Origin of the sequence: Cellulosimicrobium sp. ES-005 (assembly GCF_040448685.1) — a bacterium.
Lineage (GTDB): Bacteria > Actinomycetota > Actinomycetes > Actinomycetales > Cellulomonadaceae > Cellulosimicrobium > Cellulosimicrobium cellulans_G.
In genome coordinates, this window is record NZ_CP159290.1 from 2,435,697 (window position 1) to 2,459,700 (window position 24,004).

The following is a 24,004-nucleotide window of genomic DNA, read 5'->3' on the forward strand; positions in this document are numbered from 1 at the left end:
AAGACCGCGGAAAGGACTCAGCCTAGGGCGGCGAGGCGCCGGAGCGCACCGGTGGCGACGTCGCGGTCGGTCGTCTGCCAGAACCCCGGCATGGACCGCGTGAGGAACGTGCCGTAGCGCGCGGTCACGAGACGCGGGTCGAGGACCGCGACCACGCCTCGGTCCGTGGTGGACCGGACGAGCCGGCCGGCGCCCTGCGCGAGCAGGAGGGCGGCGTGCGTCGCGGAGACCTGCATGAAGCCGTTGCCGCCCGCCGCCTCGACCGCCCGCGCCCGGGCCGACTTCACCGGGTCGTCCGGACGCGGGAACGGGATCCGGTCGATGAGCACGAGCTGGCACGACGGCCCGGGCACGTCGACGCCCTGCCAGAGCGACAGCGTGCCGAACAGGCAGGTGGCCGGGTCGTCGGCGAACTCGCGCACGAGCGTCGGGAGCTGGTCGTCGCCCTGGCACAGGATCGGCACGTCGAGCCGCTCGCGCATCGCCTCCGCCGCGGCGACCGCCGCACGGCGCGACGAGAACAGGCCGAGCGTGCGCCCGCCGGCGGCCTCGACGAGGGCCGCGATCTCGTCGAGCTGGTGCTCCGTGGAGGCCTCACGGCCCGGCGTCGGGAGGGCCTTGGCGACGTAGAGGATGCCCTGCCGCGCGTAGTCGAACGGGCTGCCGACGTCGAGGCCGCGCCACCGTGGTCCGTCGGCGTCGCCGCCCTCGCCACCGCCCCCGAGCCCGAAGGTGCGCGCGACGGCGTCGAAGCTGCCGCCGAGCGCGAGCGTCGCGGACGTGAACACCCCGGTCCGCTCGGCGAGCAGGTGCGTACGGATGAGGCCCGCGACGCCCAGGGGGGCGGCGTGCAGGCGGCTCGCGCCCTCCCCGAACCGGTCGGCCGACCAGCCGCCCTCGCCGGGGCGCGAGCACCAGAGCACGTCGTGCCCGGTCGGGTCCGCGGCCATGCGCTCGGCGACCTCAAAGAGCTGCAGCATCGTCGACTGCGCCATCTTCAGCCCGGAGTCGGGCTGGGCCGGCTTGGTCACCCCGGTCTCGGGCTTGAGCGTCGAGAGGATCTCCCGCGCGGCGTCGCGCACCGCGGCGACCGCCGAGCGCGCGCCGTCGGGCAGGCCGTCGGGGAACCGCTCGGCGGGCAGCGACCCGACGACCGTCCCGAACGCCGCCGACGCCGCGTCGAGCGCGTCCGTGGTCACGCCGCCGTGCCGCCGCGCGAGGCGTGCCGCGCTCTCGATCGCCGGTACCGACAGGTCGACCGTCGCGGCCGCCGTCACGCGGTCGGCGAGCTCGTGCGCCTCGTCGACGACGAGCACGTCGTGCTCGGGCAGCACCCCGGGCGACCCCATCGCGGCGATGCCGAGCATCGCGTGGTTGGTCACGACGACGTCGGCCTCGCGGGCCGTCGCGCGCGCCTTCTCGGGGAAGCACTCCGCGAGCAGAGGGCACCGCTGGCCCAGGCACTCGAGGGCGGTGACCGAGACCTGCCGCCACGCCTTGTCGCTCACGCCGGGCACGAGGTCGTCCCGGTCCCCGGTCGACGTCTCCTCGGCCCACGCGCGCAGGCGCACGACCTGCTCGCCGAGCGCCGCGGCGCTGGTCCCGCCGCGCGCGGCGGGGTGGTCGGCGGCGCCCGCGGACTCGCCCGGCAGGTCGAACAGCGTCGGTTCGTCGGCCGGGTACCCGCCCGCGATCTTGTGGACGCACAGGTAGTTGTGCCAGCCCTTGAGGAGCGCGATGGTGACGGGGCGCGGGAGGCGGTCCGCCACGGCGTCGGCCACCAGCGGGAGGTCGCGCGTGATGACCTGGCGCTGCAGCGCGAGGGTCGCCGTCGAGACGATCACCCGCTCGTCGGTCGCCACCGCGTGCCGCACGGCCGGCACGAGGTACCCGAGCGACTTGCCCGTGCCCGTCCCCGCCTGCACCACGAGGTGCTCCGACCCCTCGATCGCGTCGGTGACCGCGCGCGCCATCGCGTGCTGGCCGTCGCGCCGCGCACCGCCCAGCCGCGTGACGGCGACGTCGAGCAGCGCGTCGACGTCGGGCACGTCGCCTCCCGCGGTGCCGGCCGGGGTCCGCGGCCCCTCGGCGTCGACGCGGTCGGGGGCGGGTCGCGTGGAGGGGGGCACCCGCCGAGTCTACGGTCGGTCGCCCACGGGGCGGCGGCCCTGTGGACGACGGTGGCGGACACGCCGCGACCCCGTGCGGCGGGTGCCGCACGGGGTCGCGGAGAGCGTCGAGCCGGGGTCCGGCGCGGGTCGCTCAGCCCTGGGCCGAGGCTCCGACGAGCTCGGTCGCGAGCGCCTGGGCGACGCGTCCGCGCAGGAGCGTGCCCTCGGGCGTGTGCTCCTCGTGGTCGATCTCGCCCTCGGTGTGCACGCGGTGCACGAGGTCGCCGCGGTGGTAGGGCACGACGACGTCGATCTCCACGTCCGGGCGCGGGAGCTCGTGCGCGATGAGCTCGCGCAGGTGCTCGATCCCCTCGCCCGTGTGCGCCGAGACCACCACCGTGCGCCGCTCGCGCAGCCGGATCCGCGCGATCGTCTCGGGGTCCGCGACGTCCGCCTTGTTGAGCACGATCACCTCGGGCACGTCCTCCACGCCCGGGATGTCGGCCAGGACGTGGCGCACCGCGGCGATCTGCCCCTCGGGGTCGGGGTGCGAGGCGTCCACGACGTGGAGCAGCAGGTCGGCGTCGCCGACCTCCTCGAGCGTCGACCGGAACGCCTCGACGAGCTGGTGCGGCAGGGCGCGCACGAACCCGACGGTGTCGGCGAGCGTGTACACGCGACCGTCCTCGGTGCGCGTGCGGCGCACCGTGGGGTCGAGCGTCGCGAACAGGGCGTTCTCGACGAGCACGCCCGCACCCGTGATGGCGTTGAGCAGGCTCGACTTGCCCGCGTTCGTGTAGCCCGCGATCGCGACGGACGGGATCGCGTGCCGCTTGCGCGACGCGCGCTTGGTCTCGCGGCCCGGGGCCATCGCCTGGATCTCCCGGCGCAGCTTGGCCATGCGGTTGCGGATGCGGCGGCGGTCCAGCTCGATCTTCGTCTCACCCGGACCACGCGAGCCCATGCCCGCGCCCGCCCCGCCGACCTGGCCACCGGCCTGCCGGGACATCGACTCGCCCCACCCGCGCAGGCGCGGGAGGAGGTACTCGAGCTGGGCGAGCTCGACCTGCGCCTTGCCCTCCCGGGACTTGGCGTGCTGGGCGAAGATGTCGAGGATCAGGGCGGTCCGGTCGATCACCTTGACCTTGACGATGTCCTCGAGCGCGCGCCGCTGGGAGGGCGCGAGCTCGCCGTCGATCACGACGGTGTCCGCGCCGCTGGCCGCCACGACGTCCGCGAGCTCCGCGGCCTTGCCGGAGCCGAGGTACGTGCCGGGGTCGGGCTTCGCGCGGCGCTGGATGACGCCGTCGAGCACCTGGGAGCCCGCCGTCTCGGCGAGGGCCGCGAGCTCGCGCAGCGAGATCTCGGCCTCCTCCGCGGACGTGGGCGCGCCGTCCTCGCGCGGGTCGGAGCCGGGGCTCCACAGCCCGACGAGCACGACCTTCTCGAGGCGCAGCTGCCGGTACTCGACCTCGGTGACGTCCTCGAGCTCGGTCGACAGACCGACCACGCGGCGCAGCGCGCTGCGCTCCTCGAGCTCGAGCTGCTCGCCGTCGTGCCGTGCGTGGACCGTGCCGCCCTCGGCGCGCGCCGTCCCGGCCCGAGCGAGCACCCGTGCCACGACGTCGCTCGCGATGTCCCGCGTCGCGCCGGTCGGCTCGTCCTGAGCCGGGGTGGGGTTCGCCGGTGTGTTCGCCGGGGTAGCGCTCATGTGCCGCCTTTCGTCGGGGAGGGGCGCGCGTGCGCCCGGTTGGCACAACAAGCGTGGCACGGGAAATCGTCCCGGGGCCAGCGGATAAGCGGGTGAGCCCCGCGCCGACGCGCCCGGCCGCCCTCGTCCGCGCGCCCGCCCGCGTAGGATCGGCCGACGTGACCGAGGACCAGGACCCCGCCGTCGACCCCGCGCACGACGGCACGCAGGACCACTACTTCACCGCGAAGCCGGCGTCCGCCGCCGAGCGCCGCACGATCTCCGTGCGACTCGCGGGCCGGGACGTCGAGGTCGAGGTCGCGTCCGGCGTCTTCTCCCCCGGCCGCCTCGACCTCGGCACGCAGGTCCTGCTGCGCACCACCCCACCGCTCGACGACGTCGTGGCGGCCCGGTCCGCCCGCGCGGACGACGGGTCCGACGGCGACACGGCGCACGTCCTCGACCTCGGCTGCGGCTGGGGCCCGGTCGCCCTGACGATGGCCCTGGAGGCCCCGGCCGCGACCGTGTGGGCCGTCGACGTCAACGAGCGCGCGCTCGATCTCGTGCGGCGCAACGCGGAGCGGCTCGGCCTGTCGAACGTCCGCGCGGTCGTCCCCGACGACGTGCCCGACGACGTCGCGTTCGCCGCGCTGTGGTCGAACCCGCCGATCCGCGTCGGCAAGGACGTCCTCCACGCGATGCTGCTGCACTGGCTCCCGCGCCTCGCGCCGGGCGCGAGCGCGCACCTCGTCGTGCAGCGCAACCTCGGGTCGGACTCGCTCCAGCGGTGGCTCGCCGAGGCGCTGCCGCCCCTGCTGCCGGGCGCGGTCGTCGAGCGCGCCGCGAGCGCGAAGGGCTTCCGGGTGCTGGAGGTCGTGGCCCCGGCCTGAGCCCGGCGGTCAGGCGGACGCGCGGTCCGTCTCGGCCGTCTCGGGCGCGCGACCGTCCGCGGGCGCAGGCACCTCGACGGCGGCGGGCTCGTCAGGTCCGGGCGACGTCTCGCCGTCGGCGGCGCGCTGGGGCGCCGGCGCGGCCGGTGCCGGCAGGAACGACGCGAGGTCGACCTCGCCCGAGTAGACGAGCTCGGCGGGCCCGGCGAGCTCGACGCGGTCGCCCTCGAGCGCCCGGACGCGGACCGTCCCGCCCGGGACGTCGACGAGCCAGGTGTCCGGCGCGTCCGGACCGCCCCAGACGCGGACCGCGAGCGCCGCGGCGCACGCACCCGTGCCGCACGACGGCGTCTCCCCGACGCCGCGCTCGTGCACGCGCATGCGGACGCGCCCGACGAGCGTGCCGTCGTCGGCCGTCGTCTCGCCCAGCGGCACCACGAGCTCGACGTTGGTGCCGTGCGCCGGGTGCGGCTCGACGACGGGCGCCTGGGTGAGGTCCGCGCGCGCCAGCACGTCCTCGCGCGCGACGGCGAGGACCGTGTGCGGGTTGCCCAGGTCGACGCTCAGCGCGGGGCGCGGGACCTCCCAGCCACGGACGACGACGGTCGCGTCGTACCCGTCGTGCAATGCGGGCCGCCCGCCCGGGAGGAACCACGGGCCCATGTCGACCGCGAACCAGCCGTCGTCCTCCTTGCGCACGCGCTTGACGCCCGCGCGCGTCCCGACGGGGACCTCGGTCCCGCCCGCGAAGCTCACGAGGCCGAGCCGCTCGGCGAACGCGGCGAACACGCGCACGCCGTTGCCGCACATCTCGGCGACGGAGCCGTCGGCGTTGCGGTAGTCCATGAACCAGATGGCGTGCGGGTCCTCCGCGAGCACCTCGCGCGACTCCGGCACGAGCGCCGTCGGGACGAGGCGGATGACGCCGTCGCCGCCGATCCCGCCGCGGCGGTCCGCGAGCGCGCGCACGAGCTCGGGCGTGAGGTCGAGCTCGCCCGTCGTGTCCGCGAGCAGCACGAAGTCGTTGCGGGTCCCGTGGCCCTTGGTGAAGCGGGTGCGCGTCATGAGCCCAGACTACGGCGCACCGGGGCGGCGCTGTCCGCTTCGTCCGCCTCCGTGGCCGCGCCCCGGCCGGGCGCGGCGGCGTGCTCGTCGGCCGCGGCGACGAGGGCGAGGGCGTCCTGGACACGGGTCGGGGACTGCGCGTCGAGCCAGTGCACGCGAGGGTCCCGCCCGAACCAGCCCATCTGCTTGCGCGCGAGGCGGCGCGTGTTGGCGGTGACCGCCTCGCGCGCGGCCTCCTCCGTCGTCTCCCCGTGGAGCGCGGACAGCACCTCGGCGTACCCGACGGCGCGGCGCGCCGTGCGCCCCATGCCCCGCGCCTCGACCCGACGGACCTCGTCGACGAGCCCTTGCGCCCACATCCGCTCGACGCGGCCCGCGACGCGCGCGTCCAGCACCGTCCGGTCGCAGTCGAGGCCGAGCTGGACGGTCGGGCGCACGAAGGCCTGCCGCGGGAGGTTCGCCGTGAACGGCGCCCCGGTGAGCTCCATGACCTCCAGGGCGCGCACGATCCGCCGCGTGTTGGCAGGGCCGATGCTCGCGGCGGCCGCCGGGTCGCGCCGGGCGAGCTCGTCGTGCAGCGCGCGCGTCCCCTCCCTCTCGGCGCGCGCCTCGAGCGCCGCGCGCACGGCGGGGTCGGTGCCGGGGAACCGCATGTCGTCGAGGAGGGCGCGCACGTAGAGACCCGACCCCCCGACGACGACGGCGCGCGCCCCGCGTGCGGCGATCTCGTCGAGCGCCCGACGCGCCTGCTCCTGGTAGCGCGCGACCGACGCGTCCTCGACGGGGTCGAGCACGTCGAGGAGGTGGTGGCGCACCCCGCGGCGCTCGTCGACGGGGACCTTCGCGGTCCCGACGTCCATGCCGCGGTAGAGCTGGTACGCGTCGGCGTTGACGATCTCCGCCGGCGCGCCGGGCACGGACAGCCGCTCGGCCAGGTCGAGGGCGAGGTCCGACTTGCCCGTCGCGGTCGGTCCCACGACGGCGACGACGACGCGACGGCCGTGCGGGTCGTCGCGGTGCTGCGCGCCGGTCGGGTCGTGCTCGGTTTTCACCCGCGCAACGGTACCGGCCGGGTGGTCCGAGCCTGGGTCGTGTGGGCGGTGATGCGTAGTGTGTCCGGTGGACGGTCCGCCTGCTCGCGGGCCCGCCACCGACCCCGTCGCGTGCCCCGACCCGCCCTCTCGCGGGTGGCGCACGGACGCACACACCGACGACAAGGACTCGAGACATGGGTTTCTTCACCAAGCCGGACGCCGCCCCGACCAGCCAGAACGCGCCGGTCACGCGCGAGCGGGTCGAGGCGTTCCTCAAGAGCCGCGACTGGCGGTACTTCGTCGACTCCGACGGGGACCTCGGCGGCAACTGGGACGGCAAGGTGTTCTTCTTCTTCCTCATGGGCGAGAAGCAGGAGATCCTGCAGGTCCGCGGCCGGTGGAACCGGACGCTGCCCGCGGCCGCCGAGGCGCAGGTCGTGCTCGTCGCCAACGAGTTCAACCGCGACAAGATCTGGCCCAAGGTCTACACGCGCGTCGAGGACGACCAGGTCGCCGTGTACACGGAGGTCGCCACGGACCTCGAGTTCGGCGTCGCCGACGACCAGCTCGGCCAGCTCGTCGAGTGCGGCCTGTTCACGGGCCTGCAGTTCTTCGACGCGCTCGACGAGCGCTTCCCCGACACCGCGGCGCAGGCCGTCGTCACCGACGGCGCCGACGTCGACCCGCGGTGAGCGCGGCGCACGAGCGCACCGACGGCGGGGGCTCCCCGCACGGCACGGCCCCGGGCGGGGAGGCGACGGCGGCGTTCCAGGTCGACCTGCGCGGCGTCGTCGACCTCCTCGCCCGGCACCTGTACTCCAGCCCGCGCGTCTACCTGCGCGAGCTCCTGCAGAACGGGGTCGACGCGATCACGGCGCGGGTCGCGCTGGAGGGCCCGGAGGCGCCGAGCCGCATCCTGCTGCGCCCGCTCGCGGACGGCGGTCTCGAGGTGCACGACTCGGGAGTGGGCCTGACCCGCGACGAGGCGCAGGAGCTGCTCGCGACCATCGGGCGCAGCTCCAAGCGCGACGTCGAGCTGGGCTCGGGCCGCGAGGAGTTCCTGGGCCAGTTCGGCATCGGGCTGCTCTCGGCGTTCATGGTCGCGGACGAGATCGAGCTCGTCTCGCGCTCGGCCCGCCCGGACCCGTCGGGCGCGCCGGTCGCGCCGGTGCGCTGGCGGGGCCGCGCGGACGGGCGGTACGAGCTCGTCGAGCTGGGCCCGGACGGCGCGGACGCCCCCGTGGAACCCGGGAGCGTCGTGCGCCTGCGCCCGCGCCGGGACACCGAGCACTGGCTCGCTCCCGAGACCGTGGTCGCGCTCGCGCAGGACTTCGGCTCGCTCCTGCCCGTCGAGCTGCTCGTCGAGACGCGCCTCGACGAGGCGCCGGGCGGCGCGGACGCGGTCGGTGCGGACGCGCGCGTCGTGCTGCGCCGGCTGAGCGGCGACGAGCTCCCGTGGCGCGCCGCGCACCCGACGCCCGCGGCGCGCGACACGGCGCTCACGGGCTACGCCGAGCGGACGCTCGGCTTCGCTCCGCTCGCCCGGATCGACCTCGACCTGCCCCTCGCGGGGCTGTCCGGCGTCGCGTACGTGCTGCCCGCGGCGGTCGCACCGACGACCACGGCGCGGCACCGGGTCTACCTCAAGCGCATGCTGCTCGGCAGCGCGGTCGACGACCTGCTGCCCCCGTGGGCGTTCTTCGTCCGGTGCGTCCTCGACGCGTCCGTGCTGCGTCCGACCGCGTCGCGCGAGGGCCTGTACGAGGACGAGGTCCTGCTCGCGACCCGGGACGCGCTCGGCGCGCAGGTCCGCCGGTGGCTGCTCGAGACGCTCGCGGCGGACACCGTCCTCGCGCGACGCTTCCTGGAGACCCACCACCTCGCGGTCCGGGCGCTCGCGCTCACCGACGACGAGATGCTCGACGTCGCGGCGCGCGTGCTGCCGTTCGAGACGACCGCCGGGACCGGGACGCTCGCCGACCTCGCGGAGGCCCACCCGGAGGGCCGCCTGCTCTACACCTCGAGCGTCGAGGAGTTCCGCCGCATCGCCCCGGTCGCGGCCGCGCAGGGCCTCGCCGTCGTCAACGGCGGGTACGTCTACGACGCGGACCTGCTCGAGCGCGTCGCCGCACGGTTCCCGCGGTGGCGGTTGTCGCCGGTCGCCGCGACCGACGTGGCGCACGTCCTCGCCGAGGTCGAGCCGCTGCGCGAGCTCGAGGTGGCGGACGCGCTGGCGTCGGTCGACGCCGCTCTCGCCGAGCAGGACTGCGACGTGGTGCTGCGCCGGTACGAGCCCGACGCCCTGCCGGCGATGCTGCTGCACGACCGTGACGGCGACCACGCGCGCGAGGCGGCCCGGGTGGCCGAGACCGACGACCTCTGGGGCGAGATCCTCGCGGGGATCAGCGGACCGGCCCGACCGCGCCGGCTCGTCCTGAACGACGCCAACGACACCGTGCGCGACCTGCTCGCGAGCCCCGACGCCGAGGTCCGTGCCGCCGGCGCGCGGTCCTTGTACGTCACGGCGGTGCTGGCCTCGGGAAAGCCGCTGCAGCCGGTCGAGGCCGCGCTCATGAACGACTCGTTGTCGCTCCTGCTGGCCCGCGCCCTCGCGACCCCCCGCCCCGACCAGCACACCGACCCGCACATCGACCCGCACACCGACGAGGAGAACCGATGACCCGGTCCGTGGACCAGGTGAACGCTGCCCTGTACGACGTCCGCCGCATGCCCTACGGCCTCGCGCGCTCCACGGCCGCCGCGGCCGAGGTGGAGCGCGTGGAGGCCGAGGGGCCGGACGGGGCGCGCGCGTACGCGCTCTTCGTCCTCGTCGAGTCCTTCGTCTGGGGCGGCGAGGTCACCAAGGCCTACCTGCCGTTCACCAAGATGCTCCGCTGGTGGGACGAGCACCCCGAGCACTTCGACGCCGAGGACGCGCACTCGCTCTTCTGGTCGTTCAAGTGGATGGTCGGGCACCTCATGGAGTTCCCCACGGTCCCCGCCGCGCAGATCGAGCGCACGCTCGACGACATGGCGCGGCGCTACGCGCTCGCCGGGAACGGCACGAACGCCGTCGCGCTGGAGCGCTTCGAGTGGGCCCGCGAGCGCGGCGGCGCGGACGTCGAGGACGCCTATCGCGCGTGGGTCGCGACCCCGCGGGACGAGTACTCCCAGTGCGAGGCGTGCGAGCCGGGCGACCGCGCCGCGTACCTCTTCGAGACGGGTCGCCACGAGGAGGGCATCCGGCTCCTCGAGCAGGTGCTCCAGGGGTCGCCCTCGTGCGCCACGGAGCCCGGCGACATGCTCTCCCACCTGCAGCTCGCGTACCTGGAGGTCGGCGACGCGGAGGCGGCCGCCCGTACGCACCGGCGCGGGGTGCGGCACCTCGACACCGGCGTGTCGATGACGGGGCCGAAGGGCCGGCACGTCGAGTTCCTCGCGCGCACGGGCAACGCGTCGCGCGCGCTGCGCCTGCTCGCCGAGCACCAGACGTTCCTCACCGAGGCCGACTCGCCGGGCGACCGGCTCGGCTTCCTCACGAGCGTGAGCGTCGCGACGGGCGTGCTGCGGGCCGAGCACGCGGACGCGCCGCTCGCCCTGCGCGACGTGCCGGCGACGACCGTCGCGGAGCTCGACGACTGGGCGCGTCGCGAGGCCACCGGGCTCGCGCGCGCGTTCGACGAGCGCAACGGCACGACCGCCGCGTCGGAGCGGCTCCGCGCCGCGTGGGACCACGGGACCCGCTCCCTGCCCGTGGACCTCTCGGTCCTGTCGGCCGCACCGGAGCCCGTGGTCGGTGCTCCGGCCGGACCGACCGTCCGCGGCGCCGACGTGGCGGACGACCGGGCGGCGGTGCTCTCGTCGGACGGCCCGGCCCCGTCGCCCACCGGTGACGTCCCGGGCGCGGACCTCGCGCGCACCGCGCTCGGCGCGGACGACGCCGGGCACGCCACGGACGAGCCCACCGACGCCGAGGGACTTCTCCGGCTCGCCGACGAGGTCACGCGCGAGGACCCGGTGCGCGCCGCGCAGCTCCTGCGGCGCGCGTCGGCGCTGCTGGAGGCGGCGGGCCACCTCGACCGGGCAGGGTTCGCGCTCGCCGAGGCCGCCCAGCTCGCGGCCGTCGAGGGCGACGACGAGGGTGCCGCCCCGGCGTTCGTGCACGCGCTCGCGCTGGTGCGCGCCGGCGGTGTCGCGCCCCGGTTCGTCGGGCCGGTCGTGCGTGCGTACGCGCGGCTGGAGGCCGGGCGCGGCGACGTGACCGGCGCGCTCGCGCAGCTCCAGCGCACGCTCGACGACCTCGACGCGCCGGTCCCGGACGCCTCCGATCAGGCTCCGCGCGCGGCCGACCTCGTCGAACGGGACTCCGCGGCCGACGAGCGGGAGCGCCGCGACCTGCGGGACACCCGTGCCCGGCTGCTGGCGACCGCGGGAGAGCTCGACGCCGCGGCCACGCTCGCCGAGGCGGTGGCCGAGGAGTTCGCCCGCGCCGGCCAGGTCGCCGACGCCGCGCACGCGTTCTGGCTCGCGGGTCGCTCCCGGAGCGAGGCCGGCGCGGACGCGGACGCCGTCGACCTCCTCGAGTCCGCGATGGAGGGCTTCGCGATCGTCCACGACCGCGACGCGCGGACGATGGTCGCGAACGAGCTCGTCGCGACGCTGCGTCGTCTCGGGCGCGAGCAGGACGCCGCCGCCGTCGGGGCGGGGCTCAGCGGCTGACGGACCTGGCCGGCCCCGGCGCGGCGAGGGCGCCGTCGTCGTACCAGCGCACCTCGTAGCCGCGCCCCTCGTACTCCCCGGTCGCCACGTGGCGGTGACCGGTGCCGGGCGTCGCGCCGAAACCGGCGAGCACGGCGTCCGGTGCCGCGCTCCGCGGGTCGTGCACGACGACGAGCCGCGCTCCCTGCCGCGCGAGGTCGGCGCCGAGCGCGCGCGCGGCGGCCGGGTCGTCGTCGAGCTCGACGACGTCGGCGGGCCCCGTCCAGCCGGCGCCGGCGAGGGCGAGGAGCCCGACCGACGCAGCCGTCCCCGCCACGGCGGAGCCCGGTCCCTCCGCGCGGGTCGCGACGGCCCACGCGGTGTCGAGCCAGGCGTCCGCGACGCCCGCCGCCGCGAGCGACGCCCGTGCCGGTCCCCGCGTCCGCGCGGTTCCCGGCGCCACGACGACCACGGGGGCCAGGGCGGACCGGTCTCTCCGCGGAGGCGGGACGCCGTCCACCAGTCGACCCAGCGCCAGGAGCGCCGCGGTGCGCGTGGCGTCGAGCACCGAGGCGGCGCCCGCCGCGCCGGGGACGAGGAGCGGGGTGCCGGGCAGGACGACGGCGCGGACGGTCACGCGCCCACCGTAGCGGTCGTCGCGACGACGTCGGCGATGCGACGTCCGGGGGCGTGCGCGAGTACGGTGGGTGGGTGAGGTTCTTCGGGGCGCGGGACGACGACGACCGGCGGGACGGTGATCCCGGCGGGGCTCCGGACGGCGGCGGTGTGCCCGGCCGCGCCGGGGACGAGCTGCAGTCGCAGGTCGAGGACCTCCTGGCGCGGGAGCTGGGTCAGGTCGCGACGGACGTGCTGCGTCCCCCGACTCCCCTGTCCCTCTCGCGGGTCGTCGAGTGGATCACCGACAGCGGCTACAGCTACTTCGTCGACTCCGACGGCGACGTCGGCGGGCTGTGGCACGGGCGGCTGTTCTACTTCCTGCTCTTCGGCCACGGCGACGAGATCCTGCAGGTCCGCGGTCAGTGGAACCGTGACCTCGCCCTCGAGCGGCTGGAGGAGATCCTCGAGTTCTGCAACGAGTGGAACGCGGACCGGATCTGGCCCAAGACGTACACGCGCGTGCGCGACAACGGGATGATCCAGGTCTTCACCGAGGTGACCGTGGACCTCGAGCACGGCGTGACGGACGACCAGCTCGACCAGCTCCTCCAGTGCGGGCTGAGCACCGGGTCGATGTTCTTCGACGCGCTCGACGAGTTCTACCCCGACCCGGCGAGGCAGGCGCCATGACGCAGGCCCGCACCAACTGGTTCACGCGTCTGTTCGGCAACCGCCGCCCCAAGGCGCCCGACTCGCTCCCGCGCGAGGAGGAGCTGCCGCGCGCGCTGTCGATGGCGCGCATCGGCGACCACCTCACCCGTCGCGGCTACCACTTCCGCGTGGACGACGACGGGGACATCACCGGGACGTGGGACGGGCACCGCTTCTGGTTCCTGCTGCTCGGCGACCGCTCCGAGATCCTCCAGGTGCGGGGGCGCTGGTCGACGTCGCTCCCCCTCGAGTCCCGGCTCGTGACGCTGCAGGCGGTGAACGACTGGAACCGCGAGCGCATCTGGCCCAAGGTCTACGTCCGCGAGGAGGCGGGCCGGCTCGCGCTCTACGCCGAGGTCTCCGTGGACCTCGAGCACGGCGCGACGGACGACCAGCTCGCCCAGACCGTCTCGTGCGGCCTCGGCACCGCCGTACAGCTCTTCCACGCCATCGGCGCGCAGCTCCCCCCGGGGACGCTCGACGACTGACGCCGGTCAGGACGTCCCGGCGCGAACGGCCGGTTCCGCCGGTGGGGTTCGCCGCTCAGGCGCGGACCGTGGGGAGGCCGAGGACGACGGGACCGGACGCGGCGCCACCGCCGTGACCGTGCCCGTGGTCGTCGTCGCCACCGCCGAGACGGGCGCGCTCGCGCGTCGCCCACGCGTCGCCGGAGCGGGTGCGACGCACCGCGAACGTGCCGCCGTCCGCGAGCGCCGAGTCGGCGATGAGGTGGTGCGGCGCGGAGCGTGTGACCTCGACCGTGACGACGTCGCCGGGCCGTGGCAGGCGGGCGTCGAGGTCGTCCGCGAGGCGCGGGTCGACGGACCCGGGCGTTCCCGCGCCGGCGGACGCGGCGTCGTCGGGCACCCCGGGTACGACGTCTTCGGGGAGCGCGAGGTGCACGAGCCGGTTGTCGGGGGCGCGGCCGGTCACGCGGTGCGTCGCGCCGTCCTTGCGTCCCGCGCCCTCACCCACGAGCACGTCGATCGTCCGGCCGACCTGACGGGCCGACTCCTCGCCCGCGATGCGCTCCTGGAGCGCCTGGAGCCGCTCGAACCGCTCCTGCACGACCTCCTTGGGGAGCTGCTCGTCCATGGTCGCGGCGGGCGTGCCGGGGCGGGGCGAGTACTGGAACATGAAGGCCGAGGAGAAGCGCGAGGCCTCGACGACGCGCATCGTCTCCGCGAAGTCCTCCTCGGTCTCGCCCGGGAATCCCACGATGATGTCGGTGGTGATCGCGGCGTCGGGCATGACCGCCCGCACCCGGTCGAGGATCCCGAGGAACCGCTCGGAGCGGTACGAGCGGCGCATCGCGCGCAGGATCCGGTCGGAGCCCGACTGGAGCGGCATGTGGAGCTGGGGCATGACGTTCGGCGTCTCGGCCATGGCCGCGATGACGTCGTCGGTGAACGCGGCCGGGTGCGGCGACGTGAACCGGACGCGCTCGAGGCCGTCGATCGTCCCGCACGCGCGCAGGAGCTTGGCGAACGCGCCGCGGTCGCCGAACTCGACGCCGTAGCTGTTGACGTTCTGGCCGAGCAGGGTGACCTCGATGGCTCCGGCCTCGACGAGCGCCCCGACCTCGGCGAGGACCTCGCCCGGGCGCCGGTCGCGCTCCTTGCCGCGCAGGTGGGGGACGATGCAGAAGGTGCACGTGTTGTTGCAGCCGACGCTGATCGACACCCAGCCCGCGTAGACCGACTCACGCTTGGTGGGCAGCGTGGACGGGAACACCTGCAGCGACTCGGCGATCTCGACCTGGGCCGCCTCGTTGTGGCGCGCCCGCTCGAGCAGCACGGGCAGCGCGTCGAGGTTGTGCGTGCCGAAGACGACGTCGACCCACGGCGCCTTCTCGACGATCGTGCCGCGGTCCTTCTGGGCGAGGCAGCCGCCCACGGCGATCTGCATCCCGGGCCGCGCGGCCTTCACCGAGGCGAGCTGGCCGAGGTTCCCGTAGAGACGCGTCGCGGCGTTCTCCCGGACGGCGCACGTGTTGATGACGACGACGTCGGCGCGGTTCGAGGCCTCGTCGTCCGCGCTCGCGCGCGTGTAGCCCGCCTCCTCCAGCATCCCGGCCATGTGCTCGGAGTCGTGGACGTTCATCTGGCAGCCGAGCGTGCGGACGACGTAGGTGCGCGGGCGCGCGTCGTCGGCCGACGCGGCGGGGACGGCGCGAGGCGCGAGTGCGGCCGGGACGGGGGCGGGGGCGATCGTGGACATCACCGTCCAGGGTACGGCGCCGGGTGCCGTGTTACGGAACTGTTGCCCGACTGTTGCCGGATGAGGTGGCACCGTGCAACAGAAGGGACATAGTGTCCAGGAATGGCCGACGAAACCTCTTCGCCGTCCGACGCGCAGCGCAGCGCGCAGGACGCTCAGCCCCGCCCCGCCGAGCAGGTCCTCGGTGAGCCGCTCGTCGAGCTGCGCGACGTCAACAAGCACTTCGGGGAGCTGCACGTGCTCCGCGACATCAACCTGACCGTCCGGCGCGGGGAGGTGCTCGTCGTCATCGGCCCCTCGGGGTCGGGCAAGTCGACGCTCTGCCGGGCGATCAACCGGCTGGAGACGATCGACTCCGGCGAGATCCTGGTGGACGGCGAGCCGCTGCCCGAGGAGGGCAAGGCGCTCGCGCGGCTGCGCTCCGACGTCGGCATGGTCTTCCAGTCCTTCAACCTCTTCGCCCACAAGACGATCCTCGACAACGTCACGCTCGGCCCCGTCAAGGTGCGCCGCGAGAAGGGGAAGGTCGCGAAGGACCGTGCGCTCGCGCTGCTCGACCGCGTCGGCGTGAAGAACCAGGCCCAGAAGATGCCCGCCCAGCTCTCGGGCGGGCAGCAGCAGCGTGTCGCCATCGCCCGCGCGCTCGCGATGCAGCCCAAGGTGATGCTCTTCGACGAGCCCACGTCGGCGCTCGACCCGGAGATGATCAACGAGGTCCTCGACGTCATGGTCGCGCTCGCCAAGGAGGGCATGACGATGATCGTCGTCACGCACGAGATGGGCTTCGCCCGCAAGGCCGCGAACCGGGTCGTCTTCATGGCCGACGGCCAGATCGTCGAGGAGGCCCACCCCGAGGAGTTCTTCACGGCGCCCACGAGCGACCGTGCCAAGGACTTCCTCTCGAAGATCCTCACCCACTGAACCCCCGGGCACGCACGAGCCCGGCCCGACAGCCCCAGAACCCGGTCGACCGTCGAGGCACACCTTCGACGGGCGGCCACCACTCACGAAGGGTAGGAACGATGCGCACACGACACGCAGGTGCTGCCGTGCTGGCCGCTCTCACCGCGCTCACGCTCGCGGCGTGCGGCGGCGGCGAGGTCGGCGGCGGCGACGACGACGCGACCGACACGGCCACCGACACGGGCGACACCGGCGGTGGCGCCGAGGGCTCGATCAAGATCGGCATCAAGTTCGACCAGCCGGGGCTCGGGTACCAGGACGGCTCCACCTACACGGGCTTCGACGTGGACGTCGCCACGTACGTGGCAGGCGAGCTCGGCTACGGCGAGGACCAGATCGAGTGGGTCGAGGCGCCGTCCGCCCAGCGCGAGACGATGCTCCAGACCGGCCAGGTCGACATGATCTTCGCGACCTACTCCATCACCGACACGCGCAAGGAGACGGTTGCGTTCGCCGGTCCGTACTTCGTGGCCGGGCAGGACCTGCTCGTCGCCGAGGACAACACCGACATCACCGGGCCGGAGTCGCTCGAGGGCAAGAACCTGTGCTCCGTCACGGGCTCGACGTCGGCGCAGCGCATCAAGGACGAGTACGCCGCGGGCGTGCAGCTCCTCGAGCGCCCCGGGTACGCGGAGTGCGTCACCGCCCTCACCGCGGGCCAGGTCGACGCCGTCACGACCGACGACATCATCCTCGCGGGCCTCGCGGCCCAGCCCGCCAACAAGGGCAAGGTCAAGGTCGTCGGGGCGCCGTTCTCGACCGAGCGCTACGGCGTCGGGCTCCCGCAGGACAACGACATCTGCGAGGACGTCAACACCGCGATCGAGAAGATGATCGAGGACGGCTCCTGGGAGGAGTTCGTCACCAAGAACACCGAGGGCACCGGGTACACGCCCAACGCCAGCGAGAACCCGCCGACGGTCGACCCCTGCGCCTGACCGTCCACGGCCGGGGGGGGCGCGCGCCCGCCCCCCGCCCGCCGGGCCGTCGACTCGGCCCGGCACGTACCCTCCCGGAGGACCACCAACCGTGGGTGACTACCTGTCGCAGACCTGGGCGCTCGCCCGGGAGTACGACGTGCTCGGCGCGTTCTGGGTCAACATCCAGCTGACGTTCTGGGCGGCGATCCTGTCGCTCGTGCTGGGCACGGCGCTCGCGCTCATGCGCATCTCCCCCGTGCCGAGCCTGCGCTGGGCGGGGACCGCGTACGTCAACGTGTTCCGCAACACCCCGCTGACGATCATCATGACGTTCATGGTGCTGGGGCTGTGGGGCCAGCTCAACGTCACGCTCGCCCCCGACTTCGCGGCGAACTTCTTCCGGCTCGCCGTCCTGGGCCTCTCCATCTACCACGCCGCGTTCGTCTGCGAGTCCATCCGGTCGGGCGTGAACACGGTGCCGATCGGTCAGGCCGAGGCGGCGCGTGCGATCGGCCTGTCGTTCCTGCCCGCGGCGCGCCTCGTCATCCTGCCCCAGGCGTTCCGCGGCTCCGTCGCGCCCCTCGGCAACACGCTCATCGCGCTGCTGAAGAACTCCACCGTCGCGGCGGCGGCGAGCGTGACGACGGAGACGTCGAGCCTCATGAAGAACATGATCGAGTTCAACTCGAACTACATCTACGGGATCTTCCTGACGTTCGCGATCGGCTACGTCATCCTCGTCATCCCCATCGGCCTGCTCACCACGTCCCTCTCGAACCGACTGGCGGTCCGCCGATGAGCACCCAGCAGTCCGTCCTCTTCGACGCCCCCGGCCCTCGCGCCCGGCGCGCGATCCTCGTCGGGAACGTGATCGGCGCGGTCGTCGTGCTCGGCGTCGCGGCGCTCGTGCTCGTCGCGCTCGGCCGCAAGGGCCAGCTCGCCCCGGAGCTGTGGTCCTCGCTGTTCACGTCGGACGCCTGGCAGTACTACTTCATCCCGGGCCTGCAGAACACGTTGCGTGCCGCCGGCTTCGCGATCGTCGGCGCGCTCGCGTTCGGCCTCGTGTTCGGCACCGGGCGGCTCTCGCACCTGCGCGCCGTGCGCATCGTGAGCGGCATCGTGGTCGAGTTCTTCCGCGCCGTCCCCGTGCTGCTCATGATGATCTTCTTCTGGCTGCTGCTGGGTCTGAGCAAGGTCGACGACGCGCCGTTCCTCGCGGTGGTCTTCGCGCTCGTGCTCTACAACGGCTCCGTCATCGCGGAGCTGGTCCGCTCGGGCGTCGGGAACCTCCCGCGAGGCCAGAGCGAGGCCGGGCTCGCGATCGGGCTCACCGCCGGACAGACGCTGCGGTCGATCCAGCTCCCGCAGGCGCTCATCGCGATGCTCCCCGCGCTCGTGTCCCAGCTCGTCGTCGTCCTCAAGGACTCGGCGCTCGGGCAGATCATCACGTACAACGAGCTCCTGCGGGCCGCGCAGCTCTACGGCGTCGGCAACGGCAACATCCTGCAGTCGCTCGTGCTCGCCGCGGTGATCTTCATCGTCATCAACTGGCTGCTCACGCTCGTGGCGCGCTGGCTCTCCCGCTTCCTCAGCGGTCGCACCGCGGGTGCGACCGCCGCCGGCCCCGGCATCGGCAACCCCACGGTCGTCGCGGGTGGACCGACCGAGGACGCGCCCGCGGTCTCCGCCACCCGCTGACGGACTCAGTCGAGCGGGGGCTCGACGGTCTCGGCGTCGAGCTCGCGCTGGACGATCTCGAAGGCCAGCGACGGGCTGTAGCCCTTGCGGGCGAGCGCCCCGACGGTCCGGCGCACCCGCACGTCGCGGTCGAGGCCGCGCGTGCGGGCGAGGCGCGTGCGCGCCAGCTCGAGCGCCGCGTCGGCCTCGGAGTCGTCGTCGACCTGCTCGAGCGCCGCGGCGCCGACCTCGCCGTCGATGCCGCGGCGCCGCAGCTCGGTCGAGATCGCGCGGCGGGACAGCCCGCGCTCGGCGTGCCGGGTGCGGACGATCATCTCGGCGTACTGCGCGTCGTCCACCAGACCCACCTCCTCGAAGCGGTCGAGGATCGGCAGCACGACGTGCTCCGGATAGCCCTTGCGCGCGAGGGACTGCGCGAGCTCCGCGCGGCTCTTCGGTGCGGCCGTGAGGATGCGCAGCACCGTCTCCCGAGCACGCTCGGCGAGATCGGCGTCGCTGATCTCGCCCCGTTCGACGAGCTCGTGGAGGGTCGGGCGCGGGCGCCGCGCAGCCTTGCGGCCGGCACGACGCCCGTCGTCCACCTCGGGCGGGTCGGAGCGCTCGACGCCCTCGTCCCCGCCCTGCCCGCCGATCAGAACGGCGACTTCTTCCCCTTGGCGGCCGCGGCCGGTGCCTTCGCCGCGGCGGGAGCCGCAGCACCGTCGGCCGCGACCGTCACGCCCGCAGCCGGGTCGGCCGGCGCGTCGACCTTGGCGCCGACGCCGAGCTTCTCCTTGATCTTCTTCTCGAGCTCGTTGGCGAGGTCCGGGTTGTCGCGCAGGAACGAGCGCGCGTTCTCCTTGCCCTGGCCGAGCTGGTCGCCGCCGTAGGTGAACCACGACCCGGACTTGCGCACGAACCCGTGCTCCACGCCCATGTCGATGAGGCCGCCCTCGCGCGAGATGCCGACGCCGTAGAGGATGTCGAACTCGGCCTGCTTGAAGGGCGGGGCCATCTTGTTCTTGACGACCTTGACGCGGGTCCGGTTGCCGACCGCGTCGGTACCCTCCTTGAGCGTCTCGATGCGGCGGATGTCGAGCCGGACGGACGCGTAGAACTTCAGCGCCTTGCCACCGGTCGTCGTCTCGGGCGAGCCGAAGAAGACGCCGATCTTCTCGCGGAGCTGGTTGATGAAGATCGCCGTCGTCCCGGACGCGTTGAGCGCACCCGTGATCTTGCGCAGCGCCTGCGACATGAGGCGGGCCTGGAGGCCGACGTGACTGTCGCCCATCTCGCCCTCGATCTCGGCCTTGGGCACGAGGGCCGCGACGGAGTCGATGACGATGATGTCGAGCGCGCCCGAGCGGATGAGCATGTCCGTGATCTCGAGCGCCTGCTCCCCCGTGTCGGGCTGGGAGACGAGCAGCGCGTCGGTGTCCACGCCGAGCTTCTTGGCGTACTCGGGGTCGAGCGCGTGCTCGGCGTCGATGAACGCCGCGATGCCGCCCGCGCGTTGCGCGCTCGCCACCGCGTGCAGCGCGACGGTCGTCTTGCCGGAGGACTCCGGGCCGTACACCTCGATGACGCGCCCGCGCGGCAGGCCGCCGATCCCGAGCGCGATGTCGAGCGCGATGGACCCCGTGGGGATGACCTCGACGGGAGCGCGGCCCTCCTCGCCGAGGCGCATGACGGAGCCCTTGCCGAAGCTCCGGTCGATCTGGGCGAGGGCTGCCTCGAGCGCCTTCTCGCGGTCTGCGGGTGCGGGCATGTCAGTCCACCTTCGGTTCGACGTTCATCTGTTCGTTGTGGCCCGACGCTACGGGCAGCCACCGACACGCGGCTCCGGCGACCCGCGAACCTGTGGATCGTCGTGCTGGACCGGCGTCCTGGGCCCGCCGCGGCGGGCCCTGTGCACAACTCTAGCCGAACACGTGTTCGATCCCGGAACGCGCACCTCGGCGTGTCACGCGTCTCGCGCGTCGCCGGACGACGACCACGCCTCCCCCGGCCGCAGCACCACGACCCGCGTGCCCGGCGCCTCGCGCTGCGCGGCGGCCTCGAACGCCGCCCCCGCGTGGTCCATCCAGCCCCGCGGGAGGTGCCGTCCGCCCGGTGCGTGCAGCGTGCCCCAGTGCACCGGGATCGCGACGCCGACGCCCACCTCGGCGCACACCCGCGCCGCCTGCGCGGGGCCGAGGTGCCCGCCCGACAGGCGCGGGCCCCACCCGCCCACCGGGACGAGCGCGACGTCCACGGGGCCGCCCGCGAGCGCCGGGAGGTGGACCATGTCCGGGTAGTGCTCGGTGTCCCCGACGGCCCAGACCCGGACGCCGCGCGGGCCCGGGGACCGTACGAGGTGACCGTTCGCCGCGTTGGGCCGGTGCGGCATCGGCCGGTGCCCGTGCACCGCCGTCACGAGGCGCACCTCGACCCCCGCCGCGGCCGGACCGACCGCGTGCCACGCGTCGTCGAGCCCGACGCCGCGCAGGCCCCGGGCCCGCAGCCACCGCGCGTTCGCCGGGGCGGTGAGCACGGGCACGTCGCCGAGGAGGCGCAGGGAGCGCAGCTCGGCGTGGTCGTGGTGCAGGTGCGAGAGGAGGACGGCGTCGCTGCCCTGCCACACCGCGGCGGGCCGCTCCCCGCGCCGCCGCAGCATCCCGGCGTGCCGGTGCAGGAGCGGGTCGGTGACGAGCCGCACGCCCGGGACGCCGGCGCGGCCGGAGCCCAGGTCGAGGACGACGCTCGAGTGGCCGAGCCACGTCACGCGGACGCTCACGGCTCCCCCTCCGCCGCAGGCGCGGCGGGTCGCAGGCCGAGGTCGCCGAGCCAGGCGACGAGCCGCCGGTGGACCGCCTCGGCCCCGACGAGCATGCGCGCGCCGTCCACGTCCTCGAGCTCGTCGTCGGGCAGCGCCAGGTGCGCGGGATGCAGGAGCACGGCCTCGTTCTGCGCCCCGCCGAGGCCGCCGTGCGACCCGACCAGCCCCTCGAACGCGTGCACCATCCCGACCTCGTCCACGCGCGAGACGAGCACGAGGTCGCCCGCGTCCTCGAGGTCCGCGACGCGCAGCAGGTCCGCCGCCGCTCGCGACCCGTAGCCCGTGAGCGGGTCCTGCCCGACGACCTCCCCGGTCCGCAGGTCGCGCGAGCCGCCCCGTCCGTGCGCCCGCAGCGCGCCGCCGGTCCCGCGCTCGACGACGACGCCGACGGCGGGGCTGGCCACGAGGCCCGGGAGCAGCGCGGGCCACCGCGCGCGCACCTCGTCCCCGGTGAGCCGCCGCGGCTCGCGCGGGAACCACACCATGCCCAGGTTGCCCGACCCCACCACCGCGACCTCGGGCAGCTCGGGCAGCGCGGCGGCCCCGGGACCGCCGCGTCGCTCGGAGCGGTCCGGGCCGACCAGCATGCGCCCCGCGCCCTCCGGGACGGCCTCGGGCGCCGCGGGCCGCAGGGCGTTGAGGGCCGTGTTCGTCGGGCCCCACGCCTCGCTGTCCGGGGCCGTGGCCCGACGGCGTCCCTCACCCCGCGACCTGCCCTCGCCCGCGCGGGGGCCCTCGTGCGGGCCGGGTCGGAGCGCCATCAGACGACGGACCTCGTCGAGGAAGGACCGGCCCTCGACCTGCTCGAACGTGGACCCGAGCGACTGCCCGTGGTCGGACAGCACGACGACGTCGTACCGGCGCGGGGACACGGCGGCGACCTGCTCCCAGAGCCCGACGACGCGGTCGAGGCCTTCCAGGGCGCGGAGCGACTCGGGGCGCAGCGGCCCGGCGTGGTGGGCGATCTCGTCGTAGTCGACGAGGTCGACGCACACGACCGGCGCGCCGCGCACGAGCTGCTCCGCGACGAGCGTCGTGTTGAGGTCGCGCAGCACGACGTTCGTGACCGCGCGCAGCACCGGGTACCAGCCGAGGCGCGAGACGCGGGGCTCGACGCCGCGCACGGCCTGCTGCCAGCCCTGGTAGAGCTCCTTGAAGAACTCTCCCAGCGCGACGACGACCGCACGCACGAGCACGAACGGGCTCGCGAAGAAGTGCACGAACATCTGGCCGGGCCCGAGCCCCTCGCGCGCCCGGCTCATGACGAGCAGGCTCGTCGCCGCGTCGCCGGAGAACATCGTGGAGACGGCGACTCCCCCGCCCGCGAGCAGCCCGGAACCGTCGCTCGTGCGGGCCTCGACCGCCGCCGCGTCGGCGGGCCGGTTCGTCACCACGAGCCGCCCGAGGGCACGCGACCACCAGCGGAACGCGGGCACGTGCTCGGTCGAGCCGTGCAGGAGTCCGATCGTCGAGGCGGGCGTGGTCGCGGGCACGCGGGCCCACCACGTCGTGAGGTGGTGGCTGCCGCTCCCGAGCCAGCGCGCGAGGGTCGGGGTGAGCCCGGCCTGGAGCGCGTAGTCGAGCGTGGGGCGCGCGACGCCGTCGAGCAGGACGACGAGCAGGCCGGCCGGGCGCTCGGCCGCGCTCACCGCGCCGCGGTCCCGTCGCGGCAGACCGGCCTGCCGGCGCGCGCGCCGGAGGAGGTCGCCCAGGACGTACTCGTTGTCGCTCGCCCCCACGACCCAGCGCCCGATCGCCATGAGGACGGCGGCGAGCACGAGGACCGCGAGGACGTCCACCCAGGACCCGCTCCGGAACCCCGGCAGGTACGTGAGGGCCGCCCACGCGACCGCGAGCTGCGCCACCACGCCGGACACGAGCGCGCCGACCACGCCGAACCGGTGCGCGAGGCTCCGCAGCACGGGGCGCAGGAGCACGTCGCCCAGACCGACCGCGAGCGCCGCGAGGAGGAGCGACCACGGGTTGGTGACCTCGACCCCGGGCACGAACCAGATCGCGAGCCCCAGGCCGACGGTCGTCGAGACGAGCGACCAGACCGCGCCGCGGACGTCCGCGGCGGTGACGCGCGGTCCCGGCGCGGGGCGACGACGGGCGGGGACGCTCATGGCGCCATCATGGTCGCGCGCGGCGCGGTGTGCCCCTCGACCGGGTCGGAGGCCGGGACCCGGCGCGCCGCGCTCACCGGCGGGGCGGCGCCTGGCGGTGATCGTCGTGGCCCCAGCGCCGCGCGTCGGGCACGTCGAGCGCGTCGCACAGGGCGTGCCAGACGACGCGCGGCTCGACGCCGTCCTCGAGGGCCTGGGCGGCCGTCCGGTCGTCGAGCGCGGACAGCACCTGCTCACGGACGTAGGCGCGTCCCAGGGACGCGCCGAACACCTCGTCGACCAGCTCGGAGAACTCGCGGTAGCGCACGGCACCAGCCTCCCACGGACGAGGGGCGGGTCCACCCCCTCCCCGCCCGGACGGGCCCGGCCCCGCGACGGGCGACGCGTCCCGGCACGCGGCGTCGGCGCGGCGACGCGGCGCTCGGCCGCCGTCCCTCGCGCGGGCGGCACACCGGTCTCCCGT

21 protein-coding genes are annotated in these 24,004 nt (G+C 74.8%); 10 read left to right on the plus strand and 11 right to left on the minus strand.

All coding sequences use genetic code 11. The features are described 5' to 3' along the window. Positions 1-17 precede the first annotated feature (17 nt). Positions 18-2,048, minus strand: coding sequence for an ATP-dependent DNA helicase (locus tag ABRQ22_RS10685; RefSeq protein ID WP_353709544.1), 2,031 nt, complete (start codon positions 2,046-2,048; stop codon positions 18-20). 214 nt (positions 2,049-2,262) lie between these two features. Then, positions 2,263-3,822 carry a GTPase HflX gene (gene hflX, locus ABRQ22_RS10690; RefSeq protein ID WP_253051342.1) on the minus strand — a complete coding sequence of 520 codons (1,560 nt, stop codon included), beginning with the start codon at positions 3,820-3,822 and terminating at the stop codon, positions 2,263-2,265. A gap of 158 nt (positions 3,823-3,980) precedes the next feature. Between hflX and ABRQ22_RS10695 the strand changes: the two genes are divergently transcribed. After that, entirely contained in the window at positions 3,981-4,691 is a 711-nt protein-coding gene (locus ABRQ22_RS10695; protein WP_353706725.1) for a methyltransferase, read from the plus strand. 9 nt (positions 4,692-4,700) lie between these two features. Here ABRQ22_RS10695 and dapF read toward each other — a convergent pair whose 3' ends face one another. Both dapF and miaA read right to left on the minus strand, forming a co-directional pair. Then, on the minus strand, positions 4,701-5,756 hold the full coding sequence (gene dapF / locus ABRQ22_RS10700; RefSeq protein ID WP_353706726.1) for a diaminopimelate epimerase: 1,056 nt from the start codon (positions 5,754-5,756) through the stop codon (positions 4,701-4,703). Further along, entirely contained in the window at positions 5,753-6,808 is a 1,056-nt protein-coding gene (miaA, locus tag ABRQ22_RS10705) for a tRNA (adenosine(37)-N6)-dimethylallyltransferase MiaA (RefSeq protein WP_353706727.1), read from the minus strand. The genes dapF and miaA overlap by 4 nt, the downstream gene beginning before the upstream one ends. 176 nt (positions 6,809-6,984) lie before the next feature. On the opposite strand from miaA, the gene ABRQ22_RS10710 reads away from it, so the two are divergent. Genes ABRQ22_RS10710 through ABRQ22_RS10720 form a run of 3 tightly spaced genes read left to right on the plus strand, consistent with a single transcriptional unit; the run spans position 6,985 to position 11,509 of the window. Further along, the gene (locus ABRQ22_RS10710) at positions 6,985-7,482 is read left to right on the plus strand and encodes a YbjN domain-containing protein (RefSeq protein ID WP_353706728.1); all 498 of its coding nucleotides are present in this window, start codon (positions 6,985-6,987) and stop codon (positions 7,480-7,482) included. Continuing rightward, positions 7,479-9,470, plus strand: a complete 1,992-nt coding sequence (locus ABRQ22_RS10715) for an HSP90 family protein (RefSeq protein ID WP_353706729.1) — start codon at positions 7,479-7,481, stop codon at positions 9,468-9,470. The genes ABRQ22_RS10710 and ABRQ22_RS10715 overlap by 4 nt, the downstream gene beginning before the upstream one ends. Beyond that, positions 9,467-11,509: a hypothetical protein gene (locus ABRQ22_RS10720; RefSeq protein WP_353706730.1), complete on the plus strand. Its 2,043-nt coding sequence runs from the start codon at positions 9,467-9,469 to the stop codon at positions 11,507-11,509. The genes ABRQ22_RS10715 and ABRQ22_RS10720 overlap by 4 nt, the downstream gene beginning before the upstream one ends. On the opposite strand, the gene ABRQ22_RS10725 is transcribed toward ABRQ22_RS10720, so the two are convergent. Continuing rightward, a complete protein-coding gene (locus tag ABRQ22_RS10725) occupies positions 11,499-12,125 on the minus strand; it encodes a hypothetical protein (protein ID WP_353706731.1) in 627 nt (208 codons plus the stop codon). The two genes, ABRQ22_RS10720 and ABRQ22_RS10725, sit on opposite strands and share 11 nt — an antisense overlap. A gap of 197 nt (positions 12,126-12,322) precedes the next feature. Here ABRQ22_RS10725 and ABRQ22_RS10730 point away from each other — a divergent pair, with 197 nt between their 5' ends. Continuing rightward, entirely contained in the window at positions 12,323-12,796 is a 474-nt protein-coding gene (locus tag ABRQ22_RS10730) for a YbjN domain-containing protein (RefSeq protein WP_253051469.1), read from the plus strand. Beyond that, a complete protein-coding gene (locus ABRQ22_RS10735; protein ID WP_052877713.1) occupies positions 12,793-13,305 on the plus strand; it encodes a YbjN domain-containing protein in 513 nt (170 codons plus the stop codon). The genes ABRQ22_RS10730 and ABRQ22_RS10735 overlap by 4 nt, the downstream gene beginning before the upstream one ends. A gap of 55 nt (positions 13,306-13,360) precedes the next feature. Here the strand turns inward: ABRQ22_RS10735 and miaB are convergent, their stop codons facing one another. After that, on the minus strand, positions 13,361-15,037 hold the full coding sequence (gene miaB / locus ABRQ22_RS10740; RefSeq protein WP_353706732.1) for a tRNA (N6-isopentenyl adenosine(37)-C2)-methylthiotransferase MiaB: 1,677 nt from the start codon (positions 15,035-15,037) through the stop codon (positions 13,361-13,363). Between the two features lie 102 nt (positions 15,038-15,139). On the opposite strand from miaB, the gene ABRQ22_RS10745 reads away from it, so the two are divergent. The 4 genes from ABRQ22_RS10745 to ABRQ22_RS10760 all read left to right on the plus strand — a co-directional run bounded on the left by ABRQ22_RS10745 (position 15,140) and on the right by ABRQ22_RS10760 (position 18,618). Continuing rightward, entirely contained in the window at positions 15,140-15,958 is an 819-nt protein-coding gene (locus tag ABRQ22_RS10745; RefSeq protein WP_353706733.1) for an amino acid ABC transporter ATP-binding protein, read from the plus strand. A 101-nt stretch (positions 15,959-16,059) separates the two neighbouring features. Next, on the plus strand, positions 16,060-16,938 hold the full coding sequence (locus ABRQ22_RS10750) for a glutamate ABC transporter substrate-binding protein (RefSeq protein ID WP_353706734.1): 879 nt from the start codon (positions 16,060-16,062) through the stop codon (positions 16,936-16,938). 91 nt (positions 16,939-17,029) lie between these two features. After that, positions 17,030-17,719, plus strand: coding sequence for an amino acid ABC transporter permease (locus ABRQ22_RS10755; RefSeq protein WP_253051332.1), 690 nt, complete (start codon positions 17,030-17,032; stop codon positions 17,717-17,719). After that, positions 17,716-18,618 carry an amino acid ABC transporter permease gene (locus tag ABRQ22_RS10760; protein ID WP_253051331.1) on the plus strand — a complete coding sequence of 301 codons (903 nt, stop codon included), beginning with the start codon at positions 17,716-17,718 and terminating at the stop codon, positions 18,616-18,618. The genes ABRQ22_RS10755 and ABRQ22_RS10760 overlap by 4 nt, the downstream gene beginning before the upstream one ends. A gap of 5 nt (positions 18,619-18,623) precedes the next feature. On the opposite strand, the gene ABRQ22_RS10765 is transcribed toward ABRQ22_RS10760, so the two are convergent. From ABRQ22_RS10765 to ABRQ22_RS10785, 5 genes are all read right to left on the minus strand, one after another. Further along, positions 18,624-19,199 carry a regulatory protein RecX gene (locus tag ABRQ22_RS10765; protein ID WP_253051330.1) on the minus strand — a complete coding sequence of 192 codons (576 nt, stop codon included), beginning with the start codon at positions 19,197-19,199 and terminating at the stop codon, positions 18,624-18,626. 50 nt (positions 19,200-19,249) lie between these two features. Beyond that, the gene (gene recA, locus ABRQ22_RS10770; RefSeq protein ID WP_253051329.1) at positions 19,250-20,365 is read right to left on the minus strand and encodes a recombinase RecA; all 1,116 of its coding nucleotides are present in this window, start codon (positions 20,363-20,365) and stop codon (positions 19,250-19,252) included. A 195-nt stretch (positions 20,366-20,560) separates the two neighbouring features. After that, positions 20,561-21,373 carry an MBL fold metallo-hydrolase gene (locus ABRQ22_RS10775; RefSeq protein ID WP_353706735.1) on the minus strand — a complete coding sequence of 271 codons (813 nt, stop codon included), beginning with the start codon at positions 21,371-21,373 and terminating at the stop codon, positions 20,561-20,563. Next, positions 21,370-23,541, minus strand: coding sequence for a phage holin family protein (locus ABRQ22_RS10780; protein WP_353706736.1), 2,172 nt, complete (start codon positions 23,539-23,541; stop codon positions 21,370-21,372). Before ABRQ22_RS10780 ends, ABRQ22_RS10775 begins: the two co-directional genes overlap by 4 nt. A gap of 73 nt (positions 23,542-23,614) precedes the next feature. Next, complete coding sequence (locus ABRQ22_RS10785; RefSeq protein ID WP_087471778.1) at positions 23,615-23,848, minus strand: DUF3046 domain-containing protein; 234 nt, start codon at positions 23,846-23,848, stop codon at positions 23,615-23,617. Positions 23,849-24,004: the final 156 nt, after the last annotated feature.

What these genes read in the sequence shown, in the direction of transcription:
- hflX (WP_253051342.1), bottom strand. Translation starts at nt 3,822, where the DNA reads ATGAGCGCTACCCCGGCGAACACACCGGCGAACCCCACCCCGGCTCAG.
- dapF (WP_353706726.1), bottom strand. Translation starts at nt 5,756, where the DNA reads ATGACGCGCACCCGCTTCACCAAGGGCCACGGGACCCGCAACGACTTC.
- ABRQ22_RS10710 (WP_353706728.1), top strand. Translation starts at nt 6,985, where the DNA reads ATGGGTTTCTTCACCAAGCCGGACGCCGCCCCGACCAGCCAGAACGCG.
- ABRQ22_RS10720 (WP_353706730.1), top strand. Translation starts at nt 9,467, where the DNA reads ATGACCCGGTCCGTGGACCAGGTGAACGCTGCCCTGTACGACGTCCGC.
- ABRQ22_RS10735 (WP_052877713.1), top strand. Translation starts at nt 12,793, where the DNA reads ATGACGCAGGCCCGCACCAACTGGTTCACGCGTCTGTTCGGCAACCGC.
- miaB (WP_353706732.1), bottom strand. Translation starts at nt 15,037, where the DNA reads ATGTCCACGATCGCCCCCGCCCCCGTCCCGGCCGCACTCGCGCCTCGC.
- ABRQ22_RS10745 (WP_353706733.1), top strand. Translation starts at nt 15,140, where the DNA reads ATGGCCGACGAAACCTCTTCGCCGTCCGACGCGCAGCGCAGCGCGCAG.
- ABRQ22_RS10750 (WP_353706734.1), top strand. Translation starts at nt 16,060, where the DNA reads ATGCGCACACGACACGCAGGTGCTGCCGTGCTGGCCGCTCTCACCGCG.
- ABRQ22_RS10760 (WP_253051331.1), top strand. Translation starts at nt 17,716, where the DNA reads ATGAGCACCCAGCAGTCCGTCCTCTTCGACGCCCCCGGCCCTCGCGCC.
- recA (WP_253051329.1), bottom strand. Translation starts at nt 20,365, where the DNA reads ATGCCCGCACCCGCAGACCGCGAGAAGGCGCTCGAGGCAGCCCTCGCC.
- ABRQ22_RS10780 (WP_353706736.1), bottom strand. Translation starts at nt 23,541, where the DNA reads ATGAGCGTCCCCGCCCGTCGTCGCCCCGCGCCGGGACCGCGCGTCACC.